At 69.0% G+C, this 12805-nt stretch carries 11 protein-coding genes; 10 read left to right on the top strand and 1 reads right to left on the bottom strand.

What is annotated here, in order from left to right; genetic code table 11:
- The first annotated feature begins 718 nt into the window (after positions 1 to 718).
- The 4 genes from NKJ07_RS08235 to NKJ07_RS08220 all read left to right on the top strand — a co-directional run bounded on the left by NKJ07_RS08235 (position 719) and on the right by NKJ07_RS08220 (position 5665).
- The gene (locus tag NKJ07_RS08235) at positions 719 to 1570 is read left to right on the top strand and encodes a polymer-forming cytoskeletal protein (RefSeq protein ID WP_318570106.1); all 852 of its coding nucleotides are present in this window, start codon (positions 719 to 721) and stop codon (positions 1568 to 1570) included.
- Positions 1571 to 1717: 147 nt separating this feature from the next.
- Positions 1718 to 3313, top strand: a complete 1596-nt coding sequence (locus NKJ07_RS08230; RefSeq protein ID WP_318570105.1) for an ATP-binding protein — start codon at positions 1718 to 1720, stop codon at positions 3311 to 3313.
- Between the two features lie 54 nt (positions 3314 to 3367).
- The gene (locus NKJ07_RS08225) at positions 3368 to 4432 is read left to right on the top strand and encodes a DUF4349 domain-containing protein (protein WP_318570104.1); all 1065 of its coding nucleotides are present in this window, start codon (positions 3368 to 3370) and stop codon (positions 4430 to 4432) included.
- A gap of 57 nt (positions 4433 to 4489) precedes the next feature.
- Positions 4490 to 5665 (top strand): redox-regulated ATPase YchF, encoded by a 1176-nt coding sequence (locus NKJ07_RS08220; protein ID WP_318570103.1) that lies wholly within the window; start codon positions 4490 to 4492, stop codon positions 5663 to 5665.
- 132 nt (positions 5666 to 5797) lie between these two features.
- Here NKJ07_RS08220 and NKJ07_RS08215 read toward each other — a convergent pair whose 3' ends face one another.
- Positions 5798 to 6919 (bottom strand): pyridoxal phosphate-dependent aminotransferase, encoded by a 1122-nt coding sequence (locus NKJ07_RS08215; protein WP_318570102.1) that lies wholly within the window; start codon positions 6917 to 6919, stop codon positions 5798 to 5800.
- A gap of 459 nt (positions 6920 to 7378) precedes the next feature.
- On the opposite strand from NKJ07_RS08215, the gene NKJ07_RS08210 reads away from it, so the two are divergent.
- The 6 genes from NKJ07_RS08210 to NKJ07_RS08185 all read left to right on the top strand — a co-directional run bounded on the left by NKJ07_RS08210 (position 7379) and on the right by NKJ07_RS08185 (position 12799).
- Positions 7379 to 8287 (top strand): ABC transporter substrate-binding protein, encoded by a 909-nt coding sequence (locus NKJ07_RS08210; RefSeq protein WP_425504750.1) that lies wholly within the window; start codon positions 7379 to 7381, stop codon positions 8285 to 8287.
- 6 nt (positions 8288 to 8293) lie between these two features.
- Complete coding sequence (locus NKJ07_RS08205) at positions 8294 to 9133, top strand: ABC transporter permease (protein WP_318570100.1); 840 nt, start codon at positions 8294 to 8296, stop codon at positions 9131 to 9133.
- Entirely contained in the window at positions 9121 to 9963 is an 843-nt protein-coding gene (locus tag NKJ07_RS08200; protein ID WP_318570099.1) for an ABC transporter ATP-binding protein, read from the top strand. The genes NKJ07_RS08205 and NKJ07_RS08200 overlap by 13 nt, the downstream gene beginning before the upstream one ends.
- Positions 9964 to 10088: 125 nt before the next feature.
- On the top strand, positions 10089 to 10547 hold the full coding sequence (locus NKJ07_RS08195; RefSeq protein ID WP_318570098.1) for a pyridoxamine 5'-phosphate oxidase family protein: 459 nt from the start codon (positions 10089 to 10091) through the stop codon (positions 10545 to 10547).
- 107 nt (positions 10548 to 10654) lie between these two features.
- Complete coding sequence (locus tag NKJ07_RS08190) at positions 10655 to 11005, top strand: hypothetical protein (RefSeq protein WP_318570097.1); 351 nt, start codon at positions 10655 to 10657, stop codon at positions 11003 to 11005.
- A 132-nt stretch (positions 11006 to 11137) separates the two neighbouring features.
- On the top strand, positions 11138 to 12799 hold the full coding sequence (locus tag NKJ07_RS08185) for an acetate--CoA ligase (protein ID WP_318570096.1): 1662 nt from the start codon (positions 11138 to 11140) through the stop codon (positions 12797 to 12799).
- Positions 12800 to 12805 lie beyond the last annotated feature (6 nt).

The raw sequence follows: 12805 nt of genomic DNA, 5'->3' as shown, positions 1-12805 counted from the left end.
CGGTCATACTCAGGGTTCACGACCGCACGGTACGGACTCTGATTCGACCGTATTCGCCACTTCTGGGTTTGAGATCACTCCCTCGCAGAAGGGAGTTCAACAGCAAAACAAGCGCGGGTCGCCGCTTGCTTGCGATCCTGTGAGGGAATGGAGGTGGTCGACGTGACCGTCCGCCTGGACGGCATCGACCGCGCTCCACCCATCTGTGAGTTCTGCGGCTGCACAATCGACTATCCTGGCAAGCGCTGCGTGGCGCTCGAGGATGGGAGGTGTCAGCCGTGACGCGAAAGCCCATCAAGAGGGCCCATCACCGTTCCAAGGCATCTGCCCTCACCGGCTTTTCGCTCCAATTTATTGGCGCGCACCGACCAACCGCAGGCCCCAGAGAGGGGTCACAGGAGGTGGTCGGCCGTATGTAACGTCTATATCGGTCCAGTCGAGCGTTACACCGCCGATGTGCCGACCGCCCATACGGGGTGGTTGGCGTGACGGACCCCGACGACTTCTCGACGAGGGGCGATTCGCAGCCGTCGCTGCAGGTGCAGTTGCGTACACTACCCGTAATCCTCTTTGCAGGATGAACCGGGGCTCTGGTCGCTTCCCACCCCTGAACGTTCGGTGGGACGATCACGTACGAACACGGACGGCACAGGTCGCCTCCCTCCGTCAGACGCGCGTCGCACGAGAGTATATTACTCGTGACGTGCCATGACCTGGTGTGTCACTCGGAACGGACCCACTGGACGCTCTGGAGATCCCCGACGGGACCACCGTCGAGGAGCACGACCTCGTCACCGACCGTGACGTGATCGTCGGTGGGCAGAGTTCCGTCGAGTTCGGCGTCCGCGGGCGGAACGTGATGGCGGGCGAGCGCGTCCGGTTCGGCGGCGACATCGAGGCCGAGGGCGACTGTCGGCTCGACGTCTGGTGTCAGGTCGCGGGCAACGTCCTCGTCGGCGCGGACGCCTACCTGGGAGAGCGCGTCCACATCGAGGGCCGGCTGATGGTCTCGGGCGACCTGGACATCGGCGACGACGTCGACATCGACCAGGGGTTCGAGGCGAGCGGCTGGATCGTCATTCGGAACCCCATGCCGACGCTCGTCTTCTACTTCATCGTGCTCTCGCAGTTCCTCCGCATCGGCGAGCAGGACGCGGCCGACGAGATGGCCCAGGCGCTCACCTCGGACGGCGGACAGACGCCGCTGGTCGTCCCCCGGGGCGCGGACGTCTCGGACGACGCCTGGCGGGTCTCGACGCCCGCCCACGTCGGCTCGGACTGCCGCCTCCACGGCAACATCCGCGCCGCCCGCATCGAGATGGGCGAGCGAAACAACGTCTTCGGGAGCCTCCGGGCCAAAGGCGACATCGCCATCGGCGAGGGGACGCGAATCCACGGCGACGTCACCACCCGCGGCGGACAGGTGGTCGTCGAGGAGGACGCCCGTGTCCTCGGCGACGTCTCCTGTGGCGACCTCGAACTCCACGAGGGCGCGACGGTCGACGGGACGGTCCGCGCCCGTGGCGAGATGCGTATCCACGGCGTCGACGCCTCCCGCGACGCGGAGTGAGGCACTCGCTTCCCGCTGTCGGTCGGTCGCAGGACCGAGCAGGCCGGCGGTTCCGTCGCTCCCGGCTACCGACTTGCCGACGCCCGCGTGAGGTGGCGCTGTCGTGCCGGGTCAACGCTTATTTGTTCGCTCGCGTTCGGGGTCAGTATGGAACCCGAGGGGGTGCCGCGCGCACGCGTCCTCCTCGTCGGCGTCGACGCCGACGTCGGCGCTGACCTGGACGCGCGAGGCGAGTTCGACGTCCGACGCGTCGAGACTGCGGCCGAAGCCCGCCGCGTGTTCGGTGAGTGGGGCTCGAACGCCGACGCGACGACCGACCAGTGGCCCGACTGCGTGGCGAGCGCGGCGGTCCTCCCCGACGACGAGGGGCTCTGCCTCCTCCGATGGGTCCGCGAGCACGCACGCGACGTCGCGACGGTGCTCGCACCCGGTCCGGCGGACGGCTCCGAACGGCTGGCCAGCGAAGCGGTCGCCGCCGGACTCACCGGCTACTGCCTCGCGGGGACGCCGCTGGACGAGGCGGTCGAAACCGCGCTCGGCCGGGAGTGGACTCCCCGGACCGACGACGACAGTCAGCGGTACCGGACGCTGGCGGAGAACCTGCCGAACGGTGCCGTCGCGCTCTACGACCGGGAGATGCGCTACCTCGTCGTCGCGGGGACGGTGTTCGAGGATCTCTCCCTCGATCCGGACGACCTCGAAGGCGAACGCTTTGAGGAGGCACACTCGCCGGCGTTCGTCGAGCGGTACGGCCCGCTGTACCGGGCGGCGCTCGACGGCGACCGGTCCGACTTCGAGTTCAGCTACGAGGGGCAGGTGTTCCGCGGGCACACGGTCCCGGTTCGGGACCGGACCGGAGCCGTGGTCGCCGGGATGGCGCTCACGCAGGACGTCACGGCCGACCGCGAGCGCCGAGCGCGACTCGAACGGCAGAACGAGCGGCTCGACCGCCAGAACGAGCGACTCGATCGGTTCGCCGGCATCGTCAGCCACGACCTCCGGGCCCCGTTGAACGTCGTCGAGGGATCGGTCGTGCTGTTGCGAGACGCCGCGGAGGCGGGCGACACGGAAGCGGTCGACGAGAACGTCGAGCGCGTCTCTCGCGCGCTCGCTCGAATGGCCGACATCGTCGAGAGCCTCCTCACGCTCGCCCGCCGGCCTGAGACCGTCTACGATCTCGACGACGTCCCATTCCGTGACGCGGTCACCGAGGCCTGGGCACCCGTCGCGCCGCCCACGGCGACGCTCTCGGTCGACCTCGGAGACCGCGACGGCCTCGTCATCCGCGCCGACCGGGACGCGCTGTACCGACTGTTCGAGAACCTGCTCTCGAACGCGGTCGAACACGGTTCGACGAGCAGTCAGCGGGACGCCGACGACGCCGTGGAGCACGGCTCCACGAGCCCTCGCTCGGGGACTCGCGAGGACGCCGCCGAGCACGGCGCGTCCGTCCACGTCGAGTGGTTCGTCGACGGCGACGAGCGAGGGTTCGCCGTCGCGGACGACGGCCCGGGCATCCCGCCGGCCGACCGCGACCGCGTGTTCGACTGGGGGTACACAACCGACGAGGAAGGGGGGCTCGGCCTGGGGCTCTGTATCGTCCACGAGATCGCCGAGGCCCACGGCTGGACCCTCTCGGTGACGGAGAGCGCGGCGGGCGGCGCGCGCTTCGAGGTGCGCGGGGTCGACACGTCGGCCACCGGAGACGGGGCGGGGGTCGGAGACGACGGCGTCGATGAGTGAAGCGCGCCTTTGTCCCTAACCAAGGGTTTTGACGTGTCCGTGTGACGACCGGGTATGGAACGGAGTCGAACTCGGACAGCCGCGACGGTCGTCGTCGTGCTCCTGACGGTGCTCGCCGGCTGTGGCGGGGCCGCACAGAGCGGGGGTGGCGACAGCGGCGGGGCCGATGGCGCGGAGTACAGTGACGCCGCGGCGACCGCTCAGGCAGAGCCCGAAGCGACCGCCGTCGCCCAGTCGGGGGGCACCTCGGACGACGCGTCGTCGACGGGGTCGATCGACTCCCGGGCGCTCATCAGAACCGGGCGAGTGACGCTCGAAGTCGACGACTTCGAGGCGACAGAGCGGAACCTCACTCGGCTGGTGGAGTCCCGGGGCGGCTTCGTCTCCGACACCAAGCAACGCCAGCAACGTGTGGGTGAACAGACGTACCTGACGGGGACGGTCGTGCTCCGGGTGCCGAACGAGCGGTTCGCGACGACGTTCGCGGACGTCCAGCGCGAGGGGGAGGTCATCGAGTCGTCGACTTCCACGGAAGACGTCACGGAGCAACTCGTCGACATCGAGGCGCGCCTGAGCAACCTCCGGGCTCAGCGCGACCGCCTCCGCACGCTGTACGAGCGGGCGAACGACACCGAGTCGATCCTCCAGGTCGAGCGCCGTCTCTCGGAGGTCCAGACCGAGATCGAACGGCTGGAGGCGCGACAGCAGTCGCTCGAACGCCGGGTCGCGCTCTCGACGATCACCGTCGAGATCCGCGAGGACCGACCCGACCGCCTCGGCGTCGACGAGAAGTGGTACGACATCGGCTTCGTCGGCGCCTTCCTCGAATCGGTCAACGGCGTCGTCGTCGCCGTCCAGGCCGGCGTCGTCGTCCTCGGCTACGTCCTCCCGTACCTGCTCGTGCTCGCGACCCCCTTCGGACTGCTCGGCGGGGCGCTCGCGTGGCGACGCGGCTGGTGGCCGTTCGGCCGCGGCGAGCGCGTCGTTGAGGACGTGCCGAGCGGGCCAGCGGGGCCGCCCGATGACCGCGAGGACGAGACGGAAACCGGGGATGCCGACGCGGACGCCGACGCGGACACCGACGCCGGCCCCGACTCGTCGGACGACAGCCGGGAGTAGGGCCCGTCCGACACCGCGACCGAAAGGCAGTTTTCCCGGACGGACGAGGGAAGCGGTATGCTCTCGCTCGCGCTCGCGGGCAAGCCCAACGCGGGCAAGTCCACGTTCTACAAGGCGGCCACGATGGCCGACGTCGCCGTCGCCAACTACCCGTTCACGACGATCGACGCCAACCGGGGGGTCACGTACGCGCGGACGCGCTGCCCCTGCCTCGATCGAGACGAGCGCTGCGGGAACTGCGAGGACGGCAAGCGGTACGTCCCCGTCGAACTCGTCGACGTCGCGGGGCTCGTCCCCGGCGCGCACGAAGGGCGCGGTCTGGGGAACCAGTTCCTCGACCAGCTCACGGACGCCGACGCCATCCTCAACGTCGTCGACGCCTCGGGCGGGACGAACGAGGAGGGCGAACCCGTCGAGGTCGGGACGTACGATCCGATCGACGAGGTCGACTTCATCGAGCGGGAGATGGACCAGTGGATCGCCGGCATCGTCGAGCGCAACTGGGAGTCCGTCGAGCGCAAGTCGCGGTCGCCGGAGTTCGACATCGACGACGCCCTCTCGGAGCTCCTGACCGGCGTCGGTGCCACGGAGTACGAGGTCGCCGCGACCCTGCGCGATCTGGAGTACCCCGACGACCCGATCCAGTGGACGACGACGGAAACGGAGGCGCTCGCCCGCGAGATCCGCAAACGGACGAAGCCGATCGTGCTCGTGGCGAACAAGGCTGACGTCGCCCCGCCCGAGAACCTCGATCGGATGCGCGAGACGGGGAAACTGACCGTGGCGGCGACCGCCGACGGCGAACTCGCCCTCCGCAAAGGGGCGGAGGCGGGCGTCGTCGACTACGACCCCGGAGACGACGACTTCGCGATCGCGGGCGACCTCTCGGCGGCCCAGCGGCAGGGGTTAGAAAAGATCCGCGAGGTCGTCGAGGGGCACGGGGGAACGGGGGTCCAGCAGTCGATCAACACCGCGGTGTACGACCTGCTCGACCACGTCACCGTCTACCCCGTCCAGAACGAGTCGAAGTGGACCGACGGGACGGGCGACACCCTCCCGGACGCCTTCCTGCTCCCGCGGGGGTCGACGCCGCGTGATCTGGCCTACGCCGTCCACTCCGACATCGGCGAGGGATACCTCCACGCGGTCGACGCGAAGTCGAACCGGCGGATCGGCGAGGACTACGAACTCGTGGAGGGCGACGTGATCAAGATCGTCAGCACCGCGCGGTAGGTCCGACCGACCCCGTGGACCCGACCGACCCCGTGGACCCGACCGACCCCGTGGATCCGTCCGAACCTGTGGATCCGATGCCAGCGAGGCCGTGGCCACCGACGGGTGTGTGACCTGCGCGACTCCGTTCGACTACTGCACGGCCTCGTACGCCGCGCCCATCCGATCCAGCGCCTCCTCCAACTCCGCGACGTTCGTCGCGTACGAGATCCGGGCGTACCCCTTCCCGTGAGAACCGAACGCCTCGCCGGGGACGACGATGACCCCTCGTTCGATGCAGGCGTCGACGAACCCCTCCGGCACCTTCGGCATCGCGTAGAACGCCCCTTTGGGCGTGGGACACTCCAGCCCGATCTCCTCGAGACCGTCGAGGAGGAGGTCACGGCGCTCGCGGAACGACTGGGTCATCTCCGCGACGAGTTCGGACGAGCCGGTGAGGGCGGCTTCCGCGGCGTACTGGGCGGGAGCGGAGGCACATGCCTGCACGTACTGGTGGACGCGGACCATCCGTTCGACGCGCCGGCTGGACCCGTACACCCAGCCGAGCCGCCAGCCCGTCATCGAGAAGAGCTTCGACGCGGAGTTGATGACGACGACGTTGTCCGTCTCGGCGTACTCGATCGGCGAGTGGTGGGCGCCCTCGAAGACGGTGTACTCGTACACCTCGTCGGAGAGACAGAGCACGTCGTGCTCGTCGGCGATCCGGGCGAACTCCCGGACGTCCGCTTCGGTCGAGACCGCGCCCGTGGGGTTGCCGGGAGAGTTGACGACGAACGCGGCGGTGTCGTCGGTGATCGCCGCCTCGATCGCGTCGGGATCGATCGTCAGGTCCTCGCGCAGGGGGACCGGCACTGGCTCGCCACCAGCGAGCTTCGTCAGCGCGTCGTAGGAGACGAAGCCCGGGTCGGGGATGATCACCTCGTCGCCCACGTCGACGTGCGCCTCCAGCGCGATGTGCAGCGCTTCGGAGCCGCCGGCGGTGGCGATGACGTCGTCGGGCGAGAGCTCGATCCCCTGGTCGTGTTCGTGTTTGGCCGCGATCGCCTCCCGGAGCGAGACCATCCCCTTGTTCTCGGTGTACGCGTCTGCCTCGCCCGCCATGATCGCCTCCGTGGCTGCCCGGCGGGCGTGCTCCGGTGCCGCGAAGTCGGGCTGGCCGAGCCCGAGGTTGATCGCGCCCTCGCCCGCCGCCTCGAACACCTCGCGGATGCCGCTGATGGAGATGCGCTCCACCCGGTCTGAGAAATCTGTCATACCCTCACCCGGGTCGCGAGTCGGGATAGTTCTTTACGAACCGTCGGTGCGCGAGCGGTCGTGCGATGCCGGCGTCCGACACCGGTAGCCGGTGCGGCGACGGTGATCAGACATCCGACATGAGCGTGGCGTGTTGTGGGAAATTCATGCCGTGTTCTATGACGTCCGTCAGCGAGCAGAACAAGTCGAAGGAGTCCGCTGACGGCCGATCGCACCGGAACGCGGCGTCAGCTCTCGAACCCGCTGCGGACGACTCTTACCGGCGACGAGTCGGACAAAAGGCTCCGTTCCGTACTAGTGGCAATGACAGCACGCAGACGCGGCGACGCGGTCTCGGTTTCGCGACGGCGGTTCCTGGGTGCGGCCGGCGCGACGGGCGCTGCCGCCCTCGCCGGCTGTACCGGCACGATCACGGGTGGGGACGGCGGCGGCGGGCTCTCGGAGCTCCGGGTCGCCTACATGCCGATCTACCCGGACATGCAGTACTTCGTCATGCAGCAGGAGGGCTACTTCGACGACCTCCCCGTCGAGGTGTCGGGGACGCTCTTTTCCGACGGCCCATCGATCGTCCAGGCCTCGGCGAAGGGGGACTTCGACGTGATGATGTTCGGCATCGTCCCCGCGATGATCGTCATGGACAAGGGGATCCCCTCGAAGATCACGGCGGCGAACATCGAAGACGCGATGCAGATCCTCGCGACCGACGAGTTCGCGGAGATGTGGGCCGAACACGGCACAGACGCCTTCTCGGTGTTCGAGGAGGAGAAGGGCCGCAAGTTCACGTTCGGCACCTTCCCGCCGGGGTCGGTCCCGGACATCCTCCTGCGCTTTTGGATCGAGGAGGTACTGGGGCTCGGTTCCGAGTCGGACGTCGAGATCACGGCGCTCGGCGGGGCCGGGCCGGTCCGGCAGGCGCTCCTCTCCGAGAAGATCGACGGGACGAGCATCATGGAGCCCGTCCCGACGGTGATCGAGGCGAACGACGCGCCGTTCTCGCCCATCGCGTGGGCGGGCGACTTCATGCCCGGTCAGCCCGCCGCCGTAACGCTGATGCACGACCGCCTCCGCGAGCAGAACCGCGAGGTCGCAGTGGAGTTCGTCCGCCAGCACCAGCGCGCGACCGAGTTCGCGCTGTCGAACCCCGACCGGGCCGCTCAGCACGCCTCGACCGTCATCGGCGAGGAGGCGCTCCCCGTCGGAACGGCGCGGCAGGCGATGGAGTCTCGCGCGTCGGCGTTCGTCACGGACCCCCACGAGATCGAGAGCGGTGCGGGGATCTTCGCGGAGTACGCCGCCCGCCTCGGCAAGACCGAAGCGGAGCTGAGCGTCGACGAACTGTTCGACTACGGCGTCTACGACAGCCTCTGAGTGGAGATGGCGATCGAAACAACGTCCGACCCCGAGACGGCGCGCACGCTCGCCGCCGTCGACGCCCGGCGACTCCTCCTCGGCGCGGCGGGAACGCTCGGCTTCCTCGTCGCGTGGCACGCCGCGGCGCTCGCCATCGGGAAGGCGTACCTGCTCCCGACGCCGGTGGCCGTCGCCGTCGCGTTCGTGACGGAGCTCACGGCGGCGGAGACGCTCGCGCTCGGCTTCGGCGTCGAGGTGCCGGCGACCCGGATGGTGGCGAAACTGGTCCAGAGCCTCTTTCACTACCTCCCCGGGCTCGTCGTCGGGTCGCTCCTCGGCATCTCGCTCGGCGTCGCGATGGGGTGGAACGAGACGCTTGACGACGCGCTGACGCCCGTGACGCGCGTGCTCCGGCCGATCCCCCCGCTGGCGTGGATCGCCTTCGCGATCGTCTGGATCGGCATCAACCACTCGGGGGCGGCGTTCATCGTCGGAATCGGCGCGTTCTGGATCAACTTCTACAACGCCTACTCCGGCGTCGAGGGCGTCCCTCAGCACATAAAGGAGGTCGCCGGCTCGCTGGGCGTCGACTCCGACCGCCGGATGATCCGGAAAGTGATCGTCCCCGCCGCCTCGCCGTCGATCATGACCGGGATCCGGACCAGCATCGGTCAGTGCTGGATGATCGTCGTCGCCGCCGAACTGTTCGGCGCGCCCGGCGTCGGCTTTCAGATCATCAACGCCGCGCAGAACCTCCAGATGGACGTCTCCGTGGCGTACATGCTCGTCATCAGCGTCGTCTTCCTCGCGAGCGACGGGCTCTTCCGAACCGCCGAACGGAGGGTTCTCGAATGGCGCGCCTAGAGGGTGACTCGATGACCGACGCCGGCACGGACGCGAGCGAGCGGACACCCACGGACGCGGGGACAGACAGCCGATCCGGGGAGGCGAGACGGACGGTCGTCGTCGACGGCCTCGGCAAGCGCTACGACTCCGAGCGCCAGACGGTCCAGGCGCTCGACGGGGTGAACTTCTCCGTCGGGGCCGGCGAGTTCGTCTGTCTCGTGGGTCCCTCCGGCTGTGGGAAGACGACGCTCTTCCGGCTCATCGCGGGGCTCGAAACGCCGACCACGGGCGAGGTCCGTCTCGACGGCGATCCCGTCACCGGCCCCGGAACCGACCGCGGCATGGTGTTCCAGGAGTACGGGCTGTTCCCGTGGCGCACGGTCGAGGCCAACGTGGCGTTCGGCCTCGAAGAACAGGGGGTTCCCGCGGCCGAGCGCGCCCGGCGCGTCGAGGAGATGATCGACCTCGTCGGGCTCGACGGCTTCGAGGACGCCTACCCGAAGGAGCTGTCGGGCGGGATGAAACAGCGGGTCGGCATCGCCCGCGCCCTCGCCGTCGACCCCGAACTCCTCCTGATGGACGAGCCGTTCGGGAGCGTCGACGCCCAGACGCGGGAGATGCTCCACGCCGAGTTGCTCGAGGTGTGGGCCGAAACGGCCAAAACGGTGCTGTTCGTCACGCACGACGTCGAGGAGGCGGTGACGCTCGCCGACCGGATCGTCGTGATGGCGGCGAACCCCGGCCGCGTCCGCGAGGTCGTCCCGATCGAGCTCGACCGGCCCAGAACGCGGACCTCGCCCGCGTTCGCCGACGACGTCGAGCGGGTCCGGTCGCTCATCGGCGACTGACCCCCTCGCGTGCCGGTTCGAGGTGGCGGGTGCGTGACGACGAGCGAGCGTCGTGGTGTCGCCCGACTCTCGGTAGTTGACAACGAGCGGATCTGTTCAAGTGCGTGTACTGACGACTGACAGACATGAGTGCCACCGCGACCCACATGGATGCGGACGAGATCGCCGCGTTCCTCGACACGCAGGAGACGGGGGTCGTCTCCTTTGCGGACGACGACGACAGCTACGCGATCCCCGTCTCGTTCGCGTCCGACGTGGACGACGAGGGCGGCGCGGCAGAACTCTACTTCCGGTTCGGCTTCGCACCGGGAAGCGAGAAACGGGCGTACCTCGACGCGAGCGACCACGTCTCGTTCGTCGTCTACGACGACACCGCGGCGGGCTGGAAGAGCGTCGTCGCCCGCGGGCGACTCGAAGCGGTCTCGGCGCGGAGCCTCGACGCGATCGTCGCCGAAGCCGTCCACGGCCTCGACATCCCTTACTTCGCCGTCCACGACAGCCCGGTCGGGGAACTCCACTTCACCCTCGTTCGCCTCGACGCCACGGAACTGACGGGGATCGTCGAGGCGACGCCCGAGGAGTGAACGGACCGGCGCGAGAGACCGACCCCCAGCGCCCACCGCTCTCGGCGACCCCGTCCGCCGCCCCTCGCGCCCACAGTGTTATCAGTCTAACACGTGTGTGTCCGCACATGGCCGACACCAAACGTGGGCGAGAGGAACAGGCGCGCCACGAGGAACGCCGCCAGCGCGAGCGGGAGATCGAGCAGGCGCGCGAGCGGGCGGACGAACCCGCACCGCCGACCGAGGACGAGGCCCGGGAAGGCGTCGACGCCCGGAGCTGTCATCGCCGCGGCTGCGACCGGCCGGCGTCGTTCGTCGTCCTCGAACGCTATCTCGAAGACACCGGCCACGGTCCGGTCGAAGCGACGGCCGCACTCTGCGAAGAGCACACCCGCGAGGAGAGTCCGACGCGCCTCGACGACGCCTACGCCGACTACGTGTTCCGCGTGGTATCGATCGGATCCACCGAGCAGGAGTGACGCGGTCGGTTTCGACGTCGGACGAACCACCGATAGCGAACCCGTCCAGCGGATGCATCGCACCCGGCGCGGCCCGTCCGTCCCGGTCGTGACGCCGAAAAGACAATGATTATTGACGAGAGACCGTGTGGCATGTCTTCACCCCACAACCTCACCGACTACGACGACACGGCCGAGTCGTTCGAGTGGACCGACATCTACGCGCAGGCGGACTGGGACGCGCCCGACTCGCTGAACATCGCCCACGAGACGGTCGACCGCCACGCCGACGACCGCTCGCGCGTGGCGCTGTACTACGCCGGAACGGAGGGCGAACGGGAGACGCTCACCTACTGGGAACTCGCCGAGCGGTCGAACCGCGTGGCGAACGTCCTCGACGGCCTCGTCGACGAGGGCGACCGCGTGTTCTCGTACATGCCGCGGATCCCCGAACACTACGTGGCGATGATCGGGACGCTGAAGCGCGGAGCCGTCTGGGGGAGCGTCAACGAGCGGTTCGGCCCCGACGGCATCTCGTATCGACTGGCGGACTGCGACGCGTCGGTCGTCTTCACCACGGCGGAGAACCGCGAGACGGTCGCGCGGGCGCTCGACGACGCCCCGTCGGTCGACCACGTGGTCGTCGTCAGCGACGACGGGACCGGGATCCGACGGGGGGACGTCAGCTACCGCGCCGCCGTCGACGAGGCGTCACGGGAGTACGACGTCGCCGACACCGGCGGCGAGGACGACGCGCTCCTGTACTACACGAGCGGGACGACCGGCTTGGCGAAGGGCGTCCTCCACGGACACCGCTGGGTGGCGGGCGTCGCGGCGACACAGAAGTACAGCGTCGACCTCCAGGAGGGCGACCTCTACTGGAGCACCGGCGATCTGGGCTGGCTCACGGGGCCGATCAACACGCTCGGCGCGTGGTTCTGGGGCGCGACGCTGTTCACCTACGAGGGCGAGTTCGACCCCGAGACGTGGGCCTCGCTCCTCGACGAGTACCCGATCACGGTGTTCTTCTCCGTCCCGACGGTGTTCCGGCTGTTCCGCGCGAACGAGGCGGTCCTCGACGACGTCTCGCTCGACCTGCGGCACGCGCTGTCGATCGGCGAACCGCTCAGCGCGGGCGTCGTCGAGTGGGGCCGCGAGCGCCTCGGCGTCACCATCCACGACACGTACGGCCAGACCGAGACGGGCAACATGATCATCAACAACTACCCCGCGATGGACGTCCGTCCCGGCAGCATGGGCAAGCCGCTCCCGGGCGTCACGGCCGCGGTGGTCGACCCCGACACGGGCGAGGTGCTGGACGCCGGCGAGACGGGCGTCATCGCCGAACGCGGCGACTTCCCCTGTTTCTTCGCGGAGTACTGGAATAAGCCCGACAAGACCGCCGACTGTTTCGTCGGCGACTGGTATCTCTCGGGCGACCTGGGCTACCGCGACGAGGACGGCTACTTCTGGTTTGAGGGCCGCGCCGACGACCTCATCATCTCGGCGGGCTACCGCATCGGCCCGTTCGAGGTCGAGAGCGCCCTCGGCGAACACCCGGCGGTCGCCGAGGCCGCGGTCGTCCCCAAGCCGGACGAGGAACGCGGCAACATCGTCAAGGCGTACGTGGTGCTCACCGACGGCTCCGAGCCGAGCGCAGCGCTCGAAGGCGAGATCCAAGACCACGTCAAGCGCGATCTCGCGGCTCACGAGTACCCCCGGGAGATCGAGTTCGTCGACGACCTGCCGAAGACCGTGACGGGGAAGATCCGCCGGACGGAAATCAGAGACCGGACCGACGACCCGACCGCGTGAGCGTGA

The organism is Salinigranum marinum, from assembly GCF_024228675.1.
Classification (GTDB): domain Archaea; phylum Halobacteriota; class Halobacteria; order Halobacteriales; family Haloferacaceae; genus Salinigranum; species Salinigranum marinum.
Note: the sequence above shows the minus strand (reverse complement) of the source record. Positions and strands in the feature narration are given on the sequence as shown.

Excerpts from the sequence above, each read along its gene's own strand:
- NKJ07_RS08230 (WP_318570105.1), top strand. The coding sequence starts at position 1,718 with ATGGAACCCGAGGGGGTGCCGCGCGCACGCGTCCTCCTCGTCGGCGTC.
- NKJ07_RS08225 (WP_318570104.1), top strand. The coding sequence starts at position 3,368 with ATGGAACGGAGTCGAACTCGGACAGCCGCGACGGTCGTCGTCGTGCTC.
- NKJ07_RS08220 (WP_318570103.1), top strand. The coding sequence starts at position 4,490 with ATGCTCTCGCTCGCGCTCGCGGGCAAGCCCAACGCGGGCAAGTCCACG.
- NKJ07_RS08215 (WP_318570102.1), bottom strand. The coding sequence starts at position 6,919 with ATGACAGATTTCTCAGACCGGGTGGAGCGCATCTCCATCAGCGGCATC.
- NKJ07_RS08210 (WP_425504750.1), top strand. The coding sequence starts at position 7,379 with ATGCCGATCTACCCGGACATGCAGTACTTCGTCATGCAGCAGGAGGGC.
- NKJ07_RS08205 (WP_318570100.1), top strand. The coding sequence starts at position 8,294 with ATGGCGATCGAAACAACGTCCGACCCCGAGACGGCGCGCACGCTCGCC.
- NKJ07_RS08200 (WP_318570099.1), top strand. The coding sequence starts at position 9,121 with ATGGCGCGCCTAGAGGGTGACTCGATGACCGACGCCGGCACGGACGCG.
- NKJ07_RS08195 (WP_318570098.1), top strand. The coding sequence starts at position 10,089 with ATGAGTGCCACCGCGACCCACATGGATGCGGACGAGATCGCCGCGTTC.
- NKJ07_RS08190 (WP_318570097.1), top strand. The coding sequence starts at position 10,655 with ATGGCCGACACCAAACGTGGGCGAGAGGAACAGGCGCGCCACGAGGAA.
- NKJ07_RS08185 (WP_318570096.1), top strand. The coding sequence starts at position 11,138 with ATGTCTTCACCCCACAACCTCACCGACTACGACGACACGGCCGAGTCG.